20 protein-coding genes and 2 pseudogenes are annotated in these 21190 nt (G+C 29.4%); 4 read left to right on the top strand and 18 right to left on the bottom strand.

Annotated features, from left to right (window positions below):
- Nucleotides 1-330: 330 nt before the first annotated feature.
- On the top strand, nt 331-1128 hold the full coding sequence (locus H9661_RS08050) for an IclR family transcriptional regulator (protein ID WP_143316088.1): 798 nt from the start codon (nt 331-333) through the stop codon (nt 1126-1128).
- A 221-nt stretch (nt 1129-1349) separates the two neighbouring features.
- On the opposite strand, the gene fucO is transcribed toward H9661_RS08050, so the two are convergent.
- From fucO to rhaB, 3 genes are all read right to left on the bottom strand, one after another.
- On the bottom strand, nt 1350-2501 hold the full coding sequence (gene fucO, locus H9661_RS08045; RefSeq protein WP_191768166.1) for a lactaldehyde reductase: 1152 nt from the start codon (nt 2499-2501) through the stop codon (nt 1350-1352).
- Nucleotides 2502-2574: 73 nt separating this feature from the next.
- Nucleotides 2575-3831, bottom strand: coding sequence for an L-rhamnose isomerase (gene rhaA, locus H9661_RS08040; RefSeq protein WP_191768164.1), 1257 nt, complete (start codon nt 3829-3831; stop codon nt 2575-2577).
- 28 nt (nt 3832-3859) lie between these two features.
- Entirely contained in the window at nt 3860-5257 is a 1398-nt protein-coding gene (gene rhaB, locus H9661_RS08035; protein ID WP_191768162.1) for a rhamnulokinase, read from the bottom strand.
- Nucleotides 5258-5471: 214 nt separating this feature from the next.
- Between rhaB and H9661_RS08030 the strand changes: the two genes are divergently transcribed.
- Nucleotides 5472-5891, top strand: coding sequence for a hypothetical protein (locus H9661_RS08030; protein WP_191768160.1), 420 nt, complete (start codon nt 5472-5474; stop codon nt 5889-5891).
- Nucleotides 5892-6053: 162 nt separating this feature from the next.
- On the opposite strand, the gene H9661_RS08025 is transcribed toward H9661_RS08030, so the two are convergent.
- The 7 genes and pseudogenes from H9661_RS08025 to H9661_RS07995 form a co-directional block, all read right to left on the bottom strand.
- Nucleotides 6054-6203 carry a hypothetical protein gene (locus tag H9661_RS08025; protein WP_185966761.1) on the bottom strand — a complete coding sequence of 50 codons (150 nt, stop codon included), beginning with the start codon at nt 6201-6203 and terminating at the stop codon, nt 6054-6056.
- 304 nt (nt 6204-6507) lie between these two features.
- The gene (locus H9661_RS20140; protein WP_185966762.1) at nt 6508-6741 is read right to left on the bottom strand and encodes a methyl-accepting chemotaxis domain-containing protein; all 234 of its coding nucleotides are present in this window, start codon (nt 6739-6741) and stop codon (nt 6508-6510) included.
- Complete coding sequence (locus H9661_RS20135; RefSeq protein ID WP_243240365.1) at nt 6705-7256, bottom strand: methyl-accepting chemotaxis protein; 552 nt, start codon at nt 7254-7256, stop codon at nt 6705-6707. The genes H9661_RS20140 and H9661_RS20135 overlap by 37 nt, the downstream gene beginning before the upstream one ends.
- 294 nt (nt 7257-7550) lie before the next feature.
- A pseudogene (locus H9661_RS19590) lies at nt 7551-8078 on the bottom strand (MCP four helix bundle domain-containing protein); the annotation flags it as partial.
- Nucleotides 8079-8266: 188 nt separating this feature from the next.
- The gene (locus tag H9661_RS08005) at nt 8267-9232 is read right to left on the bottom strand and encodes an alpha/beta hydrolase (RefSeq protein WP_243240362.1); all 966 of its coding nucleotides are present in this window, start codon (nt 9230-9232) and stop codon (nt 8267-8269) included.
- Between the two features lie 61 nt (nt 9233-9293).
- Nucleotides 9294-10259, bottom strand: a complete 966-nt coding sequence (locus tag H9661_RS08000) for an AraC family transcriptional regulator (protein ID WP_143316095.1) — start codon at nt 10257-10259, stop codon at nt 9294-9296.
- 218 nt (nt 10260-10477) lie between these two features.
- Nucleotides 10478-12472, bottom strand: coding sequence for an oxidoreductase (locus tag H9661_RS07995; protein WP_191768156.1), 1995 nt, complete (start codon nt 12470-12472; stop codon nt 10478-10480).
- A gap of 167 nt (nt 12473-12639) precedes the next feature.
- On the opposite strand from H9661_RS07995, the gene H9661_RS07990 reads away from it, so the two are divergent.
- Nucleotides 12640-13191, top strand: a complete 552-nt coding sequence (locus tag H9661_RS07990) for a PadR family transcriptional regulator (protein ID WP_143316097.1) — start codon at nt 12640-12642, stop codon at nt 13189-13191.
- Between the two features lie 56 nt (nt 13192-13247).
- Here H9661_RS07990 and H9661_RS07985 read toward each other — a convergent pair whose 3' ends face one another.
- The 3 genes from H9661_RS07985 to H9661_RS07970 form a co-directional block, all read right to left on the bottom strand.
- Entirely contained in the window at nt 13248-13880 is a 633-nt protein-coding gene (locus H9661_RS07985) for an alpha/beta hydrolase (RefSeq protein ID WP_191768154.1), read from the bottom strand.
- 328 nt (nt 13881-14208) lie between these two features.
- On the bottom strand, nt 14209-14802 hold the full coding sequence (locus H9661_RS07975; RefSeq protein WP_191768152.1) for a stress protein: 594 nt from the start codon (nt 14800-14802) through the stop codon (nt 14209-14211).
- Between the two features lie 515 nt (nt 14803-15317).
- On the bottom strand, nt 15318-15761 hold the full coding sequence (locus H9661_RS07970) for a GNAT family N-acetyltransferase (protein WP_143316100.1): 444 nt from the start codon (nt 15759-15761) through the stop codon (nt 15318-15320).
- Between the two features lie 314 nt (nt 15762-16075).
- On the opposite strand from H9661_RS07970, the pseudogene H9661_RS19585 reads away from it, so the two are divergent.
- Nucleotides 16076-16408 (top strand): annotated as a pseudogene (locus H9661_RS19585) (C40 family peptidase); the annotation flags it as partial.
- Between the two features lie 614 nt (nt 16409-17022).
- Here the strand turns inward: H9661_RS19585 and H9661_RS07960 are convergent.
- Genes H9661_RS07960 through H9661_RS07940 form a run of 5 tightly spaced genes read right to left on the bottom strand, consistent with a single transcriptional unit; the run spans nt 17023 to nt 21164 of the window.
- Complete coding sequence (locus tag H9661_RS07960) at nt 17023-17277, bottom strand: hypothetical protein (protein ID WP_143316102.1); 255 nt, start codon at nt 17275-17277, stop codon at nt 17023-17025.
- Nucleotides 17223-18233, bottom strand: a complete 1011-nt coding sequence (locus H9661_RS07955; protein ID WP_143316103.1) for an ABC transporter ATP-binding protein — start codon at nt 18231-18233, stop codon at nt 17223-17225. Before H9661_RS07955 ends, H9661_RS07960 begins: the two co-directional genes overlap by 55 nt.
- A 1-nt stretch (nt 18234) precedes the next feature.
- Nucleotides 18235-19257, bottom strand: coding sequence for an ABC transporter ATP-binding protein (locus H9661_RS07950; RefSeq protein ID WP_143316104.1), 1023 nt, complete (start codon nt 19255-19257; stop codon nt 18235-18237).
- A gap of 12 nt (nt 19258-19269) precedes the next feature.
- Nucleotides 19270-20187 carry an ABC transporter permease gene (locus H9661_RS07945; RefSeq protein WP_143316105.1) on the bottom strand — a complete coding sequence of 306 codons (918 nt, stop codon included), beginning with the start codon at nt 20185-20187 and terminating at the stop codon, nt 19270-19272.
- Nucleotides 20188-20189: 2 nt separating this feature from the next.
- Nucleotides 20190-21164: an ABC transporter permease gene (locus H9661_RS07940; protein WP_143316106.1), complete on the bottom strand. Its 975-nt coding sequence runs from the start codon at nt 21162-21164 to the stop codon at nt 20190-20192.
- Between the last annotated feature and the right edge of the window lie 26 nt (nt 21165-21190).

Here is a 21190-nt window from a genome sequence, read left to right as displayed (position 1 = left end):
ATATTTTTTAGTTTAATCTTATCAATCATTATAGAAATAAGTTTTTATTCCTAAGCTTAATAAAATTATAAATACCTTTTTATTAGAATTTGTATATTACTGAAGTCTAGGCAAATTAATCATCATTAACCAAAATGCTTGTCTAGTAATACTTGGATCAATCCGTTCCACTATGTGGAACAGCGTTTCATTTTCTTAATTATATTTTAATATTAACATATATAATTGTCAATGATGCATATTTAAAAAATATTAAATATTTCATTTGTTATAATTTATATTAAATATTACAATATAGTATAAAGATATCGTTTTATAGGAGGATTTTATATGTCTCAAGATTTAAATAATTCTAATTTAGTCCAGTCAGTGGAACGTGCTCTAGATATTCTTGATTGTTTGGCAGAAAACCCTAAAGGCTGTGGAATTGGAGAATTATCTAAGAATTTAGGTTTAAGTAAAAGCACTATACATAGATTATTGACAACTTTAAAATATAAAGAATATGTTTCTCAGAATATATATAATGATAAATATGAACTTGGAATTAAAGTTCTTAATTTATCTTCTTCTTTGATTAATAGCATGGATCTAATAAACATTGCAAGACCTTATATTTTTGAATTTGTAAACAAAGTTGACGAGGTCATACATCTCTGTATTCCAGATGAATCTTATTTAAATATAGTATACGTAGATAAAATTTCACCTGAAAATACTGCAAGAAACATAACTATGTCTTCTAGCATAGGTAAAAAAGCCCCTATTTATTGTACCGCATCAGGTAAGTTACTACTTTCTCAATATTCTGACACCGAAATAAAAGACTTATTAAAAGACGTTGATTTTATAAAATATACTGAGAATACTATAACAGATATAAATGTTTTCTTAGATGAAATTCATCAAATAAGGAAAAACTTATATGCATTTGATAATGTAGAATATGATACTGGTGTCATCTGTATTGCTGTTCCTATTTTTGATAGAACTAACAAAATCATTGCAGCTACTAGTCTTTCATCAGTAACGCTTTTCAATAACATGAATGATTTGTTAAAATATAAGGATGAATTTATGGATATGGCTAAAAAAATTAGTAAGCTAATGGGATATATGATTAACTAATTTTTTGTTCACACTATATACTTAATTAACACATATAAAATAAAAACACCTATTTAATATCCATATAATTTTTGAATATTACACAGGTGTTTTATTTTTTTTCTTATTAAGTGTAATTAAAAACTATAGCATTTAATAAATATACCTAGTACATGTCATCTAATCTAATAAATCTATAGCTATTCATTTTATACCAAAGTATATATTTAAAAACTATAATATTAATAAATTGATCTATATATTTCTAATATTTCTTGAACACTTGTATCTCTTGGATTTCCTGGAGTACAAGCATCAGCAAAAGCTGACCTAGCAAGCGCTTCTAAATCTTCTTCCTTAACACCAACTTCTCTTAATCTCTTTGGAATTCCTACATCTTGTGAAAGTTTCTTTACTTCATCAATTGCAACTTTTCTATATTCCTCCTGTGTCATATTATCAATGCCAGTTACTCCCATAGCTCGTGCTATTTCCCTGTACTTTTCTCCTGTAGCAGATGCATTGTATTCCATAACATATGGTAAAATAACTGCATTTGCAACTCCATGTGGAGTATCATAAAATGCTCCTAAAGGATGAGCCATACCATGCACTATTCCAAGTCCAACATTACTAAATCCCATGCCTGCCACATATTGTCCAAGAGCCATATCTTCTCTTCCTTTTGGATCATTATTTACAGCACTTCTAAGAGAACGTGAAATAATTTCAATAGCCTTTAAATGTAATGTATCTGTTAACTCCCAAGCCCCTTTTGTAATATATCCTTCAATTGCATGAGTTAATGCATCCATTCCTGTAGCTGCTGTTAAACCTTTTGGCATTGATGACATCATCTCTGAGTCTACAACTGCAATAACTGGTATATCATGTGGATCTACACAAACGAACTTTCTTTTTCTTTCTTCATCTGTAATAACATAGTTAATTGTTACTTCTGCTGCTGTTCCTGCTGTTGTTGGCACTGCTATAATGGGTACACATTTATTTTTAGTTACAACAGCCCCTTCAAGACTTCTTACATCTGAAAATTCAGGATTATTTATAATTATTCCAATAGCCTTGGCAGTGTCAATTGATGAGCCTCCACCAATAGCTATTAAATAATCTGCTCCTGACTTTTTAAACTTTTCTATACCACTTTTAACAACATTTATAGTTGGATTTGCTTTTACCTCATCAAAAACTTCAAATTCCAAATTATTTTCCTTCATTAAACCTGTAACTTTAGTAGAAACATTAAACTTTACTAAGTCCTTATCTGTTACAACTAATGCTTTTCTATAACCTCTTATTTTAGCTTCAGTAACAATATTTTCAATTGCTCCTGCTCCTAAATAGCTTGTTTCATTTAAAACCATTCTGTTTGCCATAATCATCATTCTCCTTTTATATTTTTAACCTACTAATTTCAAATTCTTTTATAAACTTTATCGATAATTAAGTTTAAATTCTTTTTGCAAGTTCAGTCTTTTCATATTCCTTTACTTCATTTAGCCATTCTTCTCCTACTGGAACATTATTTTTTTCACAATAATAATTCCAAATATCACCCATTGGATAAGTTTTGAATTCTTCCATAAGTGCTAACCTCTCTGTGAAGTTACCTGAATCTTGTAATTCTCTTAACTTTTCATTTGGTATTAACATTGCATTTAATAATGCTTTAATCATATTTCTTGATCCAATTGTCCAAGCTGCTATTCTGTTTATACTTGCATCAAAGAAATCAAGCCCAATAATTACTCTGTCTAATGCATCATTTCTTACTATTTCTTTAGCTAATTCTTTAAGTTCATCATCTAATACTATTACATGGTCTGAATCCCATCTTACTGGTCTACTTACATGAAGTGCTACCTTTTCATTAAATAGCAGCATAGCTGAAAGCTTATCAGATACAACTTCAGTTGGATGATAGTGTCCTGTATCCATTAGTGACATTATGTTATTTTTAGCTGCATAATTTAAATAAAATTCATTCGAACCTACTGTATAAGCTTCTGCACCTAATCCAAACACCTTAGATTCTACACAATCCAGATTGTATTCCTTATCTATTTCTACTTTTAAAATTTCATCTAATGAATCTTTAAGTCTCTTTCTTGGTCCTAGTCTATCACTTGGAATATCTTTATATCCATCTGGAATCCATATATTAGTTAAGCAAGTTTGACCAAGCTCTTTACCAAAATATTCTCCTATCTTTCTTGATGCAATACAATGCCTTATCCAAAAATCTCTAATTTCCTTATTAGGATGTGACAGAGTTAACCCATCAGCAGTCTTTGGATGTGAAAATATTGTTGGATTAAAATCAAGTCCTAAACCATTTTTCTTTGCCCAGTCCACCCAATTTTTAAAGTGTTCTGGTTTTAATTCATCTCTTTCAACCACTTTCCCATCAGTTTCTGCATATATTGCATGAAGATTTACCTTATGCTTCCCTGGAATTAAACTAAGCGCCTTGTCTAAATCTTTTCTTAATTCTTCAGCATTTCTAGCCTTACCAGGATAATTTCCTGTTGCAGCTATCCCTCCTGATAATTCATTTTGACTTACTTCAAAGCCAGTTACATCATCACCTTGCCAGCAATGAATTGATATTTTAACCTTATTAAGTTCATCAAGAACCTTATCTACATCTATTCCCCATTTCTCATATTCTTTTTTAGCTAATTCATATTTTTCTTTAACGTTCATTTTTATTCCTCCTATATGTTTATTAATTTTATTTAAATATCTTAATATCAAAAGATTTTTTTATTGAATATCTGGCTTCACCTAAATCTTCAAAAGCACCCTGACTTATAAATTGAGCTACTAGATTTCCTATAGCTGTAGCTTCAACAGGACCTGCTAAAACTTCCTTTCCAGTAATTTTTGCCACCAATTCATTTAGCAAATCATTTTGGCATCCTCCACCAAAAATATTTATTCTCTTAAATTTCTTTTCAAATATTTCTTCTAAGTTGAAAACTGCTTTTTTATAACAATGTGCTAAACTATTATACACACATATAGCAACTTCTCCTGCTCCTTCTGGCACCTTTTGATTAGTTTCCCTACAAAATTTCTGTATTTCTTCTATCATATTATCAGGCTTTAAAAATCTATCATCATCTACATCTACTACTGAAGGGAAACCTAAATTTTCTCTAGCTAAATCTACAAGTTCTGCAAAAGAATATTTATTATCAAGGTTTCTTCTAACTTCTTGTATCACCCAAAGTCCCATTATATTTTTTAAAACTCTATATCTATAATCTATACCACCTTCATTTGTGAAATTAAATTCCATAGCTTGTGGCACACAAATTGGAAACTTGTTTTCTATACCTATTAAAGACCATGTTCCCGAACTTAAGTAAATGCTATCACTATCATTACATACTGATGATATAAAAGCTGATCCAGTATCATGAGTTGCTGGAAGGATAACATCCATATTAAACCCAAATTCTTGAACTAACTCTTCTCTCAATCCACCAAGATTTGTTTTAGGCAACTTGATTTTCTGAAAAATATCCTTATTAATTCCTAAATCATCTAATATTTTGGCATCCCATGTTCTATCAAATGAATTTACTAATTGTGTTGACGATGCATTTGTATATTCATTGACTTTCTTTCCTGTTAACAAATAATTTAAATAATCTGGAATCATTAAAAAAGTTTTTGTCTTGTCCAACATTTCTGGTTTATTCTTTTTTATTGATAGTAACTGATATACCGTATTAAATCTTTGAAACTGGATTCCTGTATATAGATACATCATATCCTTTGGAATAACTTTAAAAGCTTCTTCCATAATACCTTCTGTTCTATCATCCCTATAGGATACAGCATTTCCCAGAATATCATCCTTTTCATCTAAAAGCACGAAATCTACTGCCCAAGTATCTATTCCCATGCTCTTTGGAACTTTTCCAATGTCTTTGCATTTTTTAATTCCTGTTTTTATCTCTTTAAATAACTTTTTGATATCCCAACAGTATTCATTTTCTATTTTACTTATTCCATTTTCAAATCTATAAATTTCTTCTAATTTTATCTTTCCATCTTCTACTGACCCTAATATATGTCTTCCACTAGATGCTCCAATATCAATTGCCAAATAGTACTCCATACCTTTCCTCCTGTTATATCTTTAAGCTAATTATACTTCATCAAGAAAACGTTTGTAATATCGAAATTTGTTCAATTTATTATCCTTATTTGCATCGTTCTCTCTTTAAAAAACTTTAATTACTTTTTCAATTCAACTTCTGTTATTTGAAATATTTTCAAATTTAAATTATAATATAACCTATACTGCTTCACGATTTTAGGAGGATGAATTGTTGAGGAAAAAAAATAATATCGAAGAAAACTTAAATGGTAACTATACTGAACCACCTAAAGGGAATATACTAACATTCTTTGGAGGAATAGTAGTTCTTCTAGTTGGTTTATACATAATATTCGAAAATACTACTATTTCTACAGGATTTACACTAGCGAGAGTATTGGGATTCACTCCAAACTTTGGACTAGTTTTATTACCTTTACTAATTGGAATAATAGTACTATTCTTTAATGAACGTTCTATTTTAGGGTGGCTTTTACTTATTATTGGAATACTTATTATTGTAGTTGGTATTTTGATGGGACTTAGAATATACTTTAGACCTGTTAGTTTATTTCAAGGTATATTAATGTTTGGAATGATAGCTGCGGGAATAGGATTAACGCTTAAAGGCTTGTTCGGTAAAAATAATTAGAAATTTTAAAAAAAGTATTAAATAGTTTTAAAATCTATTTGATACTTTTTCAATTAATTCTTCCCTTTACATGGTTTTGCACCTATGGCCAAATCTGAATCTACCATAACTTAAGGTATACCTTCCAAGTGACAAACCGTTCCAACCTTAATATTAAATTCTTTATTTATGGGAATATCCTTCTTTATGATCCCTTACCTGTTCTAAGTAATCTTTTTTATTAACTATATTTTCTTCAAAACTTTCTACTGCATTTCTAGTAAAGTTACCAATCCCTCCTATTGCCGATGAATTTTCTTTTCTTTTACTCATAATAAAATCCTCCTTGTCAAATTAAGCAAATACTAGGTTATGAAAAATTTAAATATATTTACTAATAGTATCTCAAATAAAATTATATTTATTATTAATTTATGTATAATGATACTTAATAACAATTACACCTTTCCCTTTAATAGTTACTATTAACATATAACAATGTTGAATTTTTATCTGAATAGTGTGCTTTTCTTAAATTTTTACTTTGAACATTTTCAATTTAAATGATATAAATATTCTATTTGCTAAAATATTTATAGATAAAAAAACAGCATAGTCTACTATGCTGTCTTTAATACTATATTGTAAATTCTTGAACTAAATCATTTAGTTTTTTTGCAAGCTCAGATTGATCTTTAGCAGATTTAGAAACTTCATTAATTGCATTTGTAACTTCATTTATACTACTTAAAATTTCTTCTGAGCTTGCGGCTGATTCTTCTGCTGTAGCTGACACATTCTGCATAGCAAGATTAACTTGTTCTACTATTTGATTCATCTGATTTGAGGAATATGCAATTTCTTTAGACACGTTATTAACAAACTCTGCATCCTTCTCATATTGAATACCAGTATCCAAAAGTATTGAAAACTTGGATTCAAATTGTTTAATATATAATCTAATATATCTTCTCCTCCTTTTGATAAATTATCAAAAGCTACCTGCACCTGTGTTACCATTGACTGGATATTTACAACAGCTTTAGCTGATTCCTCTGCAAGTTTTCTTACTTCATCAGCAACTACAGCAAATCCTTTGCCTTGTTCTCCTGCTCTTGCTGCTTCAATAGCTGCATTTAATGCAAGTAAATCTGTTTGTGATGCTATTTCTCCTATTGAATCAGCCATAGTTTTGACCTCTTCAACTATTTTCCCCTCTTCAATTGCTTTTATTATATTAACTCGCTTTTCTTCATAAATACGATTTCCAATGTCTATATTTTTTTCTGACTTATGCTTTATATCAATAGCACGACTTCTAATTTCTTTTACAGAAATAGCTACATCATCTGCTTTATTAGCAAGAGCACTTGTATTTGAATCCATTTCTTCCGCTGAAGCACTTACTTCCTCTGTAATACTACTTAATTCTTGTGTACCTTTAGCTATTAGCTCAGTTGATTCATTTGCTATTTTCATCTTCACGAAAACATCATTAGCTGTTATCTTTATTCGTTTAGTAAGATCTCCATTTTGTAAATCATTAGCAAACCCATTTACAACATTTATTCTTCTTGAAAGCCATCTTCCAATTTTTAATTCAATTGCAAAAATACTTATCATTCCAACAATTATAGCAATTATCATTTCGGTCAACCCTTGTTGAAATATAGATTGATTTGAATCTGCAACTTTTTTTGCATCGGTTCCACTATATTGAGTAGCATCATTCATCCCAGATTCCACTTTCTTTCTTATTGTAGTAAAATCACCCTCATATAACTTTGATGCTTCATCGTAATTTCCTGCTTTAACAAAATTTATAATTTTATTTACTGAATCTTTATATTTAGTTAAAGATGCCTTTGCGCTATCATAACTTTCTTTTTGCTCTGAACTTGAAAAAGTCAAGTTATTAACTTCATCATAAAGTTCATCATTTGTATTAATAGATTTAAGTATAGTTTTTCCAATACTATCCGAGTCTTTTTCATACCTAGTATTAATAAGATGTTCTAAATTTGTCCTTGTTCTTAACAAATTTAATTGAATTTGATACAGCTTATCCATGGATACTAAATTTTCTTCATAAATATCGTTTCAATTATCATTTATTATATTCATTCTCGTTACCCCAAAAAAGCCAACCAACCCCAAAAATATTGTGCTTAATATACTTGCTGCAATTAGCTTTTGTGATATTTTCATATTTTTTGTTATCATTTGCGTTTCCCCCTAAAATTCATTTGTACCCTTAATAACTTAAGTTATTTCTTTTATATTGTAATTAATATTAATATCAAAAAAAAACGAATAATACTTTACTAAATATTATCTATTTTCTTATTTTTTATATTTTTCGATAAAAACTAGTTATAAATTTGTTAACTTTAGGCTTAACTAAAATGAATATTTTTTAACCAAGTAAGAGCCATATCAAACCATGACTTCACTTCTAGATTAATTTGACAGTCATATTTTGCAGTGACTTTATCACATAATGCTAGTCCATGATCGCCTTTTTCAAAAATATGAAGTTCATATGGAACCCCCTTTTTAGATAACTCAGCTGCAAAATTCAAAGAATTTCTAGCAGTTACTAAACCATCACTTGCTGTATGCCATAAAAATGTTGGTGGAGTTTTATCTGTTACAAATTTTACTGGACTCAATTCTCCTAAATAATTTACTGAAGGATTTTTTTCTCCGAAAAGAGCATTATTGGATGTTTTCCAAAAATCGATAAGCCACTCATCATCTTTTTCATTTACAACTTCCATCATAGTTAAATAATCTAAAACAGGATATCCCAAAATTAATCCATTTGGCTTAAAAATCTCATTATCAACATTAAATTTTTCTCTCAATAATCGATCTTGCCAATGAACTCCTAAGCTCGCTGCTAAATGCCCACCTGCTGAAAATCCACAAACAAAGATCTTATCTTTATCTACTGACCACTTTTCCGCATTTTTTCGTACTACTAACATAGCTTTTGCCAAATCAAATAAAGGATTTGGATATTTCGTTTCTTTATTTACTTTAGATGTATTATTGGAGTTTTGTCCCTCTTCATTGTATACGTTATACCTAAGAACAAAAGTATTATATCCTTCTCCTGCAAATTTCATTGCTATCGGCTCTGCTTCTCTATCTGAAGCAAATAAATATCCACCTCCTGGGCAAATAATTATTGATGGACGCTTCTGTATACCTATTTCATCTGTATAATCTAACAAATATGAAGTTAAAGTAACCTTGTTATTATTTTCCCACAATTCATTTTTTTCTATTAGCATAATATCACCAACACTTCCATTAATATCTAAGTAAATTATACCAAATATAATCGTTGTTAACATTATTAATCCTAACTTCTACCTTCCTATATTTTTCTCTGTAAATAATACAGGAAAATAACATTTATTTATTATCTTTTTTTCTATATTCCATTGGTGTAACCCCATACTTTTCCTTAAATATCTTATAAAAATAAGTTGGATTTTCATACCCTACTTTTTGCATTATTTCAACAACTGATAAATCTCTAGCTTTAAGAAGTTCAATGGCTCTACTCAATCTCTTTTCTTGAATTAACTCCTTAAATGTCATTTGAGTATGCTTCTTTATTAGCTTACTAAGCTTATAGTCTGGTTGCTTTAATTTTTCTGCTATCTCCAAAAGAGTACCTTCTTTATAAAATTCATGTATATATTTAAAAACTTGAATAATTATCATCTTATCATAGTTATCTACTGAATATATCTCAATACATTCTGGAGTTTTTACTAGTTCAACAAACAAGAGCCCAACTAACAATTTTATAGTAACCCGACTCATCATCCCATCTGTATAGAGTTCTATTATAATCTTCTCTAATATTTCTTGAACTTTTTCATCTTCCGCTACCTTAAAATACAAATATTCTCCTTCTTTATAATCTGTATATAAAGTTGTTATTAAAAATCTACTAATTATATTTTCATTATCTAAAAGACTCAATATATAATCAAAAAATTCTGGCCTAATTATAAAATTAATACTAATATCATTTTCTGAGCATATCTCTAACTCATGATTTATATATTGATTTAAAAATATTAATTCACCTTTTTTTAAATTTATTTCCTTGTTATCTATAATCTCTTTTAATTCTCCTTGATAAACATAATTAAATTCTATGTAGTTATGCTTATGTTCCGGAAACTTAATAAACCTTGTATGCTTTCTAATATCTATAAGTTCCCCTTGAGATAATAGTTTATCGCTATCTATAATGAATTGTCCATTATCGGTGTAAAGACTTCTATCTACTTCTATTTCCCCATTTAAAATTTGTTTTTCTTCATCTGTTAATGCTAATAACTTTTCATGTATATCTCGTATCATATTAAGCCTCTCACTCCTCTTTTTTCTCATTATATCAATAATTATATATCTTCCATAATACATAATAAAAAAAATTTTTTTCCTAGGTTCATCTTAATCTACAAAAGCCCCAAAAGGAATATATCAGATTTGTTTTACAAAGTGTATATATTGTTTAAGAAAGTAAAAAAAGAGTAGACTTTTTTTATTAGTCTACTCTTTAATATAAATTTTATTGCTTAAATATGATTTGCTACTTCATATGCATCCCAAATACCATACATAATATTTGAAACCTTACGAGCATCTCCTAAAAGATAAATTTCTGGAATATCAAATTCTAATTCTTTGTATAAAGAATTTTCCTCTTTATATCCTACAGAAAGTATTACAGAATCGCATTTTATATTCTCAATACCATTTTCTGTTTCTATTTCAAGAATTCCATCTTTATATGTTTTTACTTTTGAGTTTTCCTTAACTTCAATATTGTTAAATGGTATTAACTTTTCAAGCATTTCACTATTTGCAGAACATAAAGGTCCATTTAAAGCAAGTATTTTATGAAGAGCTTCTACTATTGTTACCTTTTTGCCTTTTTGTGCAAGATATAGTGCAGTTTCGCAGCCAACAAGGCCTCCTCCTACAACAACTGTTGTATCTTTTGAATCTTTCTTTCCTGTTAATACATCTGCTGCTGTAAATACATTTTCATCATCTCCAAGTGAGAATACTTTTGGAGTTGAACCTGTTGCAATTATTACACTGTCAGCATTATATTCTAATATTTGTTCTTTAGTCACTTCACTATTTAAATGTACTTCAACTTTTAATTCTTCTAAAGTATGAGCATACCAATCAGCTAAAGCTATATCATCTTCCTTAAAGTCTGGTGCTCCACCTGGAATTAAGTTTCCGCCAAGTCTTGACGATTTTTCAAACAGAACTGGTTCATGACCTCTTAGTGCCAAAACTCTTGCAGCTTCTGACCCAGCTACTCCTCCACCAACTATTAAAACTTTTTTCTTCTTAATTATAGGTGTTAGTGCATTATCTTTTTCTCTACAACTTTGAGGATTTACTGCACAGTTAAGCATTGAATAATGCTGAACACGTCCCATACAACCTTCTTGACATGATATACAAGGTCTAATTGATTTACATCTATTACTTCTTAATTTATTTACATAATCAGGATCTGCAAGTAATGGTCTTCCAAGACTTATCATATCACATGTTCCATTTTCTATAGCTTCTAAGGCCATGTCTGGATCATCCATTCTACCTGCACATATAACAGGAACATCCACTGTTTCCTTCATTAGTTTGGCATAAGGTCTGTATAATCCCTTTTCTTGATACATTGGGGGATGACTCCACCACCATGAATCATATGATCCAACATCAGTGTCTAATGCATCGTACCCATACTTTACAAGTAATTTTGCTGCTTCAATACCTTCTTCAAGATCTCTACCTTTTTCTATAAATTCTTCCCCTGGAAGCGCACCATTTCTAAAATCTTTTATAAAGCTCTTTGGTGAATATCTAAGCGTTACAGGGAAGTCTTGTCCGCATCTTTCTTTAATTTCTTCAACTATTTCACGAGCAAAGCGAAGTCTATTTTCTAAAGATCCGCCATATTCATCAGTTCTTTGATTGAAAAGAGCTATTGCAAATTGATCTATAAGATATCCTTCATGTACAGCATGGATTTGAACACCATCAAAACCTGCTCTTTTAGCATTAAATGCTCCATCTCCAAATTTCTTAACTATTGATTTAATTTCTTCTACAGTAAGTTCTCGACATGTTTTATCAAGCCATCTATGTTGTATTGGTGATGGTGCTACTGGTGGAAATTCTCCTAAATTTGTTGGTATAGTAACCCTTCCAAATCCACCTGACATTTGTAAAAATACTTTTGAATTATATGCATGTATTCTTTCTGTCATTTCTTTACCTGTTCTAACAAATTGAACAGGATTATGTGTTGGACATGGACAATTTGGCATTCCATGTTCTTCAACTTCATTATCAACAAAGGTAACACCTGTAATAATTAAGCCAGTTCCACCCTTTGCTCTTTCAGTATAATAATCAATACCTCTTTGATTAAATCCACCTTCACTATCTGCTAATCCTAATGGTCCCATTGGAGCTAAAGCAAAACGATTTTTAATTTCACAACTTCCAATTTTAACCGATTCAAACAGTTTCTTATACTTGTTCATCTTTCATCCTCCATATCAAAATTCATTAGTAAAAAATTTAGTTAAACTTTTCACATTCATTATATTCCTTTTAAAACAAACATGTCAATAATTACATGTTTGAATTTTATGTTTACATTTTAATTTATAGTGTTAAAATATTAGCAAGAAGGAGTGAAATTCTACATATGAGGACTTTAAAATATGCTATATTAGGTTTAATAAATCGAGAACCTTTAACTGGCTATGATATAACTAAAGAATTTAACGAAGGCCTTGTTAACTTTTGGTATGCTAAACATAGTCAGATTTATCCTGAACTAAAAAAGTTAACCGATGAAGGTCTAATATCATATAAAACAATTATTCAAGGGGAAAAACTAGAAAAAAAATTATATACAATTACCGAAGATGGAAAGAAGGATCTAAAAACATGGCTTGTTAAGGATGAACCTTTAGAACAAACCCCTAAAGACATCTTTAGACTTAAAGCTTATTTCTGTGACGAAATGGATAATGAAACAGTACTAAAACAATTTTTTAGTCAACTGGATAAACGCACAGAAAAGCTTCAAAACTTAGAAGAATATATAAATAAACTTTCCGATATCGATGATATTTCCTCACCTAAATTTGGGGATTATATAGTTTTAAAGGGTGCTATTTTAAGAGAGAAGTCTTATATTGAATGGCTTGAATATTGTATAAATAAGATTGAAAATTCTAAAAAAAATATATAAATTAACGAGCAATATTATGGTAAATACTTATCTAAGTTAATATAGTATTGCTCACTTTATATTGATTTTATCAAAAATTCCTTAATGGTTCTCATTAATTCAGCTAATATTTTTATATTTTGTATTACATCTGACCCTTCTAAGCTATGACCCACTCCATTAATTTTTAATAATTGAACTTCTTCATTTTCTTCTAACTTTTTTATATTTGAACTATTTATCTTTTTATCCTTCGTTCCTGAAATTGCTAAGCATGAATGTTTAATTGAATTTTTTAGAGTTTTATCTACAGGTGTTAAATAGACATGAACTTGTTTATATTCTTTAAATCTTTTAGATAATTTGCTTTGCACAATAGTCCCTAAACTTTTTCCAATAAAAATTAACTCTTTATATTCTTTATTCAAACAGTTTCTAATTATTTTTTCTGATTCCTGAACTAAAATTTCAATTTCTTTATCATTATCTAAATTAAAGTCTTTATTGAAAACCTGAAAACCATAATTTAAACATAGAGTATCAAAGCCAAGTTCCAAAGCTATTTTGTTTGAATAATACAAAAGTGGTTTAACATTTATATATCCACTTCCCGGAAACATAATAACTAAAATATTGCTTTCCTGATCAACAAAAACATTTTGAAAATCACCTCCGTAATATGAACTAACTTTTATAATTTTTTCTTTCATTAGATTCTCCTCTTTTCTTAATTTCTATTAACTCATCATCCTATTATCAAACTTATTTTTTATATAACATTTCTATATGTGGAATTTCCTCTTCTAAATACTCCTCTGTAACTGCTTTAAACCCAAGACTTCCATAAAAGTTTATCAAGTGAATTTGGGCTGATATTTAAATTCTTCATTAGTTCGTATCCATGCTAGACTCACAAAAAGTCCTAACATAGAATTAATTCCATGTTAGGACTAGTAATATCTATCTACAATTGATTAAACTTATCATTTAATCACTATGTAGTATTTGAATAAACGCTACTTAAAAAGAATTATAAATTTATTTATTATACCACATTACATTGTCTTCTTGTCTTTGCCATCCTCTGCAAGCCCAATGATCCCATCCTCTGCGACCATCATTTCTAAAATAAGATCCTCTAGGTTGTTTTCTATCAAATATCCAAACCCCAAATGTAGTTCCATCAAATTGGTAACCAGCATACATTTTAACACCTGAAAGTCTATAATTGTAGTTTTGTGATAAATCAAAAACAACTACATTATATCTACCACCTGCTGCATAAAAAGCCGTTTCCATTAGATTTTTACAAAAAGCAGCTCTTTGCCCATTAAAGTTATTTCTACTTATTTCACTAGCTATTCTATTAGCAATCCCTAACACATCAATGCTTACATTAAAATTAATACCAGGAGCCCACGCTTTACTAGCCCCATAAATAGCATCTACATTTTGATTAAAATTATAATTTTTCGCATCATTATTGTTAGCCACACTAGTTTCAATACCATTTGAAATTGTACACTTTTCACCCTTGCTAGCTGCATAAGCAACAGTTGGTGCTCCCATAGTAGTTGCCACCATTCCTAGTGCTAAGCATACTGTAATAACTTTCATTTTAATTTTCTTCATTTTTACCCTCTCCCTATATTTTATATTTCAACATCATATTTTAAATGCTGATCTAATTAAAATATGATATCAATAGCACAGCATCTTCATATGTTTGTCCACCTCAATTGCTCCATAAAACTTACAATTTTAGAGCCAAACTATCACTTAATATTACTGTTTTACACTTTATTTGATAATTTTCCTTCTATTTCTACATTTACTATAATATAAGATTATTATTGCGTCAATATGACTATAGTACTATTTTTATAACATATCTATTAATATTTGTTATAAAAAGTTAATTACATTAGCATTTTATCCATAATTTCTTCGTGCTTTATTTTTTAAAATTTTTCTACTTTCATTTAGAATAAAAAAATAACCATTGGGTTACATTTAATAACCAATGGCTTTTATTCAAAATATTTAGTTGCTAGCTCAGCTTTATAATATTCTTCTTATACTCATGTAGATTCTCCATTTTTCCTCTTTTCTTAATTTCTGTTAACCCATCCTATCTATTATTGAACTTATTTTTTATATAGCATTTCTATATGCGGGATTCCATCTTCTAAATATTCCTCTGTAACTGCTTTAAAGCCAAAGCTTCCATAAAAGTTTATCAAGTGAGCTTGGGCTGATATTCTAATTTCCATTTGATTTAGTTTTTCTTCAATAAATTCAATAGCTTTCTTAAGCATTTCACTTGCTACAGATTGCCCTCGATAAGATTTTTTTACTACAACTCTACCAATAGACATTTCTTCATATGAAATCTTCCTTGGCAAAATTCTTAAGTATGCTACAATTTCGCCTTTATCCTCTAAATATAAGTGATATGAACTCTCATCTTTTCCATCACAATCTTGATAAACACATTGTTGTTCTACAACAAATACTTCACTTCTTAATTTTAGAATTTTATATAATTCTTCAATAGTCAACTCACTAATTTTTTTTAAGTTCCAGTTCATTATATTTTCCTCCATTTGTAGAATAATTAAAAAACGTATAATACACATTGTATTCCATATAATTACATAAAACAATAAATTATAATAATCTTTTTATATTACCATACTGTCCATCCATATCCAGTTGATTTAACTGCTCCCCCTATGTATAATTTGTTTGTAAACCTTTAATTATAAATCAAAAGTAATAAAGGAGGCATCAAATGTTAACTTGCAATACAAGAACAAAAAAATTATTAATTTTTATATTATCAGTTCTACTTATATTACTTAATATTTTTAATACCTCTCTATCTGTTAAAGCAAGCACTATAAGTGGACAAGCAATTATCAATGAAGCTATGAAACATCTAGGCAAACCATATAACTTTGGCTCTACTGGTCCAAGTTCCTTCGACTGCTCAGGATTTACACAATACGTATATATAAATGTTGTTAACATCCAAATTGGACGAACTACTAGTAATCAGATTAATTCAGGTAAAGAAATATCACAAAGTGACTTAATTCTTGGAGATTTAGTTTTTACAGATCCAGGCCATGTAGGAATATATATTGGTAATGGTCAAATGATACATGCTCCTAGGACAGGTGATGTAGTAAAAATATCTTCCGTATATAAATTTTGGAGAGCAAAAAGAATAATGGAAACTGCTCCAAATATTGAAGATACTATATTTAATGCAAATTTCTATTCTAATAAATACGCAGATTTGAAGAGTGCTTTTGGAAATGATAATATAAAACTTCGTAATCATTTTCATTCTTATGGAATAAAAGAAGGTCGTACTTCATCTATAGTTTTCGATTCTAATTATTACCTAAATCATAATGCTGATCTTATAAATGCATTTGGTGCAAATAACTTCGAAGCTGCTTACAATCACTTTATTAATACAGGTTATAAGGAATCTAGAGATCTTTCCCCAGTATTTAATATGGACTTCTATATTAAGAACAATCCAGATGTAGCAAACTCTTTTGGAAATGATTATCACGGAATTATAATTCACTTTTTAACATATGGTATAAACGAAGGTAGAACTGCTAGCGAAAACTTCAATTTTAAAATTTATAAAAACAATTATAAAGATTTAGAGAGTGCCTTTGGAAACAACAATTTAGCATACTATGAACATTATCTACTATATGGAATTAAAGAAGGTAGAGTTGCTAAATAAAGGCTGAACATTTATACAGCCTTTATTTTTTATCCACTTTTTGTATAAATTCACCATGCGAAAAAGATGAAGCGCAAGCTCTAAAGCATTTTTTTCATCAGATATTTAATAGGTACTTTACCTAAAATAATTACCATTAAGTTAACTACAATTACCATTGTATATACTACTTTTGCACCAACATTATCACTTACAAATATCATACCTAAAACTGCTATTCCTAGCATTCCACAAGCAATACACTGTAAAAACTTCACAAACTTTACTACTGCACTTAGTTCTATCCTATCTTCGCTTCTACTCTTTTTTCTTCTATCTCCTTGACATAGTGACATGCTACATAACCTCCTTTATACTTTATTAACTCTGGTTCTTCATTTTCACATTTTTCAGTATAATAAGGACATCTTGTATGAAACTTACATCCAGAAGGTGGATTTACTATACTTGGCATATCTAAAGTTCTAAGTGGCAATTTCCCTGACACTCTATCTTTTTTGGTTCTTATAATTTCTGGCACTGCTGAGAGTAATGCATGAAAGTATGGATGTTTTGGATTATCTATAGCATCATAAATATTGTTAAGCTCTATAACTTTTCCAAGATACATAACAACAAGCCTTCCATTCTTAGCTATATATCTTGCTGTAGCTAAGTCATGAGTAATATATATAAAAGAAATATTATATTTTTTATTCATCTTAGTCATTAAATCAATAAGTGAAATCCTAAGTGAAACATCAACCATAGAAACTGGTTCATCTGCTACTATTAGCTTTGGCTTTACAGATAAAGCTCTTGCAAGTAATATCCTTTGCCTTTGGCCTCCACTTAGTTGATGTGGATATTTATACAAGAATTGTTCTTGAGGTACTAATCCAACTTCCTCAAAATATTCCTTTAATAACTTTTCTGCCTCTTCTTTATTTTTAACTATTTTATGCTGTAATAGTGGCATTGATAATGATTGAAAAATTGTCCTATTAGGATTTAAGGCCGCAAAAGAATCTTGATGAACCATTTGAACTCCAAGCCTATAATCTTTAAATTCTCCCTTTTTTAACTTCTGAATGTTCTTTCCTTTATAGATTATTTTACCTTTAGTTGGTTTATAAATGCCTACAATTAGTTTGCCTAGTGTAGTTTTCCCACAACCACTCTCCCCTACAACTGCCACTATTTCTCCTTCTTCTATACTAAGATTAATATTAGATAATACACAAACTTTTTGCTTTTTATTAACTCTATTCTCAAACTCAATAGTTGCACTATCCACTTCTAACAAACTCATTTTATGCACCTTCCTTTACTATTTCCTTACTTGTAAGTTCACCATACTTATAACATCTAGTACATTGATTGCCATTAACTTTATATAAGGCTTCTGTCTTTTTCTTATCTCCATCACATTCTTCGTTTAAATACATATAGCAACGTGGAGAAAACTTACATTCTTTGAAATCTTGAATAAGATTTGGTGGTGATCCTGGAATAGCTTTACGTTTAGTTATATCATCATGCAATGTTGGTATTGCATCAAGAAGTCCTTTTGTATATGGATGAGATGTTTCATTAAATACATCCTCAACTTTACCGTATTCCACTATTTCTCCTGCATACATTACTGCTATCCTATCAATTACACCCGAAATTACCGAAATATCATGTGTTAGAAAAATCAATGTTATACCAAGATCATTATGAATTTGTTTTAACAGATCTAATATATACCACTGAGTTATTACATCTAATGCTGTAGTAGGTTCATCTAAAAGAATTACTTTTGGATCTAAAATAAGACTCAATGCAATTAATACCCTTTGCTTCATCCCTCCACTTAACTGATGTGGATAATATTCTAATACACTTTTATCTAATCTTACATATGACAAAACTTTCTCTGCTTTTTTTAATATTTCTTCATTACTCATTTTATCTGTATGAGCATATACTGTCTCTAAAAAGTGTTCTTCAATTCTTAAAACTGGATTTAAAGCGTTCTGAGCAGCTTGAAAAACTGTGGAAATCTCACTCCACCTATAATTATTCAAATCATTTTTATTTAACTTTAATAAATTAACCTTTTCATTATTTTCTGTATAGTAATATACTTCTCCTGAAGAAATCTTACCCGGTGCTTGTACTAGATTCAAAATACCTGAAGCTAAAGTAGATTTACCACTCCCACTTTCTCCAATTACTCCAATTATTTCGCCCTTATTTATAGTAAATGAAACATTATCGCAGGCTCTTAGTATTCCGTTATTAAGTACAAAATCGATAGTTAAGTTCTTTATTTCTATTAATGGATTCATTATTCTACCTCCTTATTTACGCAACCTTGGATTCATAGCTTCATCTAGTCCATTAGCAAATAAATAGCAACCTACTTGAAATAAAACTATTCCAACTATAGGTGTTAAAAAATAGACTATAGGGCCAACTCCACCATAGGCTACTGCTGATTGAGACATTGCCATTTGAATCATCATCCCCCAATGATTTCCTTCAAATGGTACAAGTCCTAATACCATTAACCCTACTGATGTTATAATTGCTCCCTTCATAATAGCTATAAAGTTTATTGCTATAAATGAGGTTATGTTAGGAATAATATCTTTTACTATTATATTAAAATTACTTATACCCATTATTCTGCTTGATTCTATAAAGTCTTTATTTCTTAAAACTAAAACCTGAGATCTAATTGCTTTAGCAAGTCCTGCCCAAGACCATAAACTTAGCACTAATCCAAATAAAATATTATTATTTACATCAATAATCATGGAAAGAACCATAGTTACAGGGAAACTTGGCATGGTTAATACTATATTTGTAATCATCATTAAAATTTCATCAGTTTTTCCCCCTATAAGTCCCGATGTAATTCCCATTCCACATGCAATTATTATTGAAAATAATGCTGCATAGAAGGCAACTAACAAAACTGATCTAGATCCTACAACAAATTGAGATAGTATATCTCTTCCTGCATAATCAGTTCCCAACAAATGTATTGCACATGGTCCTTGTAATCTATCTAAATAGTTAGATGTGGGGTTTTTTACAACCATTGGTCCTATTATTGATAATGCTAAGAAAAAAACTAATATTATAAAACCTACTCTTGACATTTTATTTTTCCATATGACTTGAAAAAATTCCTTAAGCCAATTTAAAAAAGTACCTTCTCTTGCATATGCGCTAAGTTTTGATTTATGATTTGTACCCATAATATTATTCATAATTACTTCTCCCTTAACCTTGGATTTAATCTAGTATAAAGGAATTCTGCTATAAGACCTGACAATAACACCATAACTATTATCATTAAGAACATCCCTTCCATCAAAGTATAATCTCTCCTAGATATAGCTGTTGCTAAATAATATCCAACTCCTGGATACACAAATAAATTTTCTATAAGAGGCGAACCTCCAAACATCATTCCAAATGATATGGCTACACTTGTTACCATTGGCAATATTGCATTTTTCCCCAAATAACTAAAGACAATACGCCTATTTGAAAGACCTCTAGCTTTAGAGTAATTTATATAATCTTCACCAAGTACACTCATACAGCTTGCCTTCATCCCCATTATCCAACCAGCCAAAGTTGTTAAAAAGTATGCAAGTACTGGTAACAATGCATGCTGTAAAACGCTTATTATAAATGCTCCATTAAACCCTGGAGTAATATTTGAATCATAAGCTCCTTTTGATGGCAAAACTCCTAAAAATACTGAGAATAGTAATACTAAAAGATAAGCGACAATATAATCTGGAATTGATCCAAATAATGCTTGATATCCTGTAACTACTCCATCTAAGGCATTACTTCTCTTCCAAGCTACGTATATTCCAATTATCACTCCTACTATAAAAGACAAAAACAGAGATATGGAACATACTAAAAGTGTCCAAGGTAAAGCTCCTAAAACTATTGATATGACAGGTTCTTTATAAGACATAGATTGACCTAAATTTCCTGTTACTATTCCTTTAACATATTGACTAAACCTATCCATTAAAGGAGTATCCGGGTCATAATTTAGAGCTATTTTGGCCTTTGGATATGCTTGATCATATTGCATGCCACTTGTTCTCATATATTCCTGTGTTAATGTTTCTACTGGATTTCCTGGCATAGCTTGTATTACAAAAAACACTAAAAGTAACGAAGTTAACATAGTCAATATACATGTTATTAACTTTTTCATTTTTTCTTCCTCCTTTTTTAATTATT

The sequence above is a fragment of the Clostridium cibarium genome, assembly GCF_014836335.1.
In the GTDB taxonomy this organism is placed as follows: Bacteria; Bacillota; Clostridia; order Clostridiales; family Clostridiaceae; genus Clostridium; species Clostridium cibarium.
This window is presented reverse-complemented; position numbering and strand designations above follow the sequence as displayed.

Bases quoted from the DNA above. Each gene is read 5' to 3' on its own strand.
- H9661_RS08050 (WP_143316088.1), top strand. From the start codon at position 331: ATGTCTCAAGATTTAAATAATTCTAATTTAGTCCAGTCAGTGGAACGT.
- fucO (WP_191768166.1), bottom strand. From the start codon at position 2,501: ATGGCAAACAGAATGGTTTTAAATGAAACAAGCTATTTAGGAGCAGGA.
- rhaA (WP_191768164.1), bottom strand. From the start codon at position 3,831: ATGAACGTTAAAGAAAAATATGAATTAGCTAAAAAAGAATATGAGAAA.
- rhaB (WP_191768162.1), bottom strand. From the start codon at position 5,257: ATGGAGTACTATTTGGCAATTGATATTGGAGCATCTAGTGGAAGACAT.
- H9661_RS08025 (WP_185966761.1), bottom strand. From the start codon at position 6,203: ATGAGTAAAAGAAAAGAAAATTCATCGGCAATAGGAGGGATTGGTAAC.
- H9661_RS20135 (WP_243240365.1), bottom strand. From the start codon at position 7,256: ATGGATTCAAATACAAGTGCTCTTGCTAATAAAGCAGATGATGTAGCT.
- H9661_RS08005 (WP_243240362.1), bottom strand. From the start codon at position 9,232: ATGTTAACAACGATTATATTTGGTATAATTTACTTAGATATTAATGGA.
- H9661_RS08000 (WP_143316095.1), bottom strand. From the start codon at position 10,259: ATGATACGAGATATACATGAAAAGTTATTAGCATTAACAGATGAAGAA.
- H9661_RS07995 (WP_191768156.1), bottom strand. From the start codon at position 12,472: ATGAACAAGTATAAGAAACTGTTTGAATCGGTTAAAATTGGAAGTTGT.
- H9661_RS07990 (WP_143316097.1), top strand. From the start codon at position 12,640: ATGAGGACTTTAAAATATGCTATATTAGGTTTAATAAATCGAGAACCT.
- H9661_RS07985 (WP_191768154.1), bottom strand. From the start codon at position 13,880: ATGAAAGAAAAAATTATAAAAGTTAGTTCATATTACGGAGGTGATTTT.
- H9661_RS07975 (WP_191768152.1), bottom strand. From the start codon at position 14,802: ATGAAGAAAATTAAAATGAAAGTTATTACAGTATGCTTAGCACTAGGA.
- H9661_RS07970 (WP_143316100.1), bottom strand. From the start codon at position 15,761: ATGAACTGGAACTTAAAAAAAATTAGTGAGTTGACTATTGAAGAATTA.
- H9661_RS07960 (WP_143316102.1), bottom strand. From the start codon at position 17,277: ATGTCACTATGTCAAGGAGATAGAAGAAAAAAGAGTAGAAGCGAAGAT.
- H9661_RS07955 (WP_143316103.1), bottom strand. From the start codon at position 18,233: ATGAGTTTGTTAGAAGTGGATAGTGCAACTATTGAGTTTGAGAATAGA.
- H9661_RS07950 (WP_143316104.1), bottom strand. From the start codon at position 19,257: ATGAATCCATTAATAGAAATAAAGAACTTAACTATCGATTTTGTACTT.
- H9661_RS07945 (WP_143316105.1), bottom strand. From the start codon at position 20,187: ATGAATAATATTATGGGTACAAATCATAAATCAAAACTTAGCGCATAT.
- H9661_RS07940 (WP_143316106.1), bottom strand. From the start codon at position 21,164: ATGAAAAAGTTAATAACATGTATATTGACTATGTTAACTTCGTTACTT.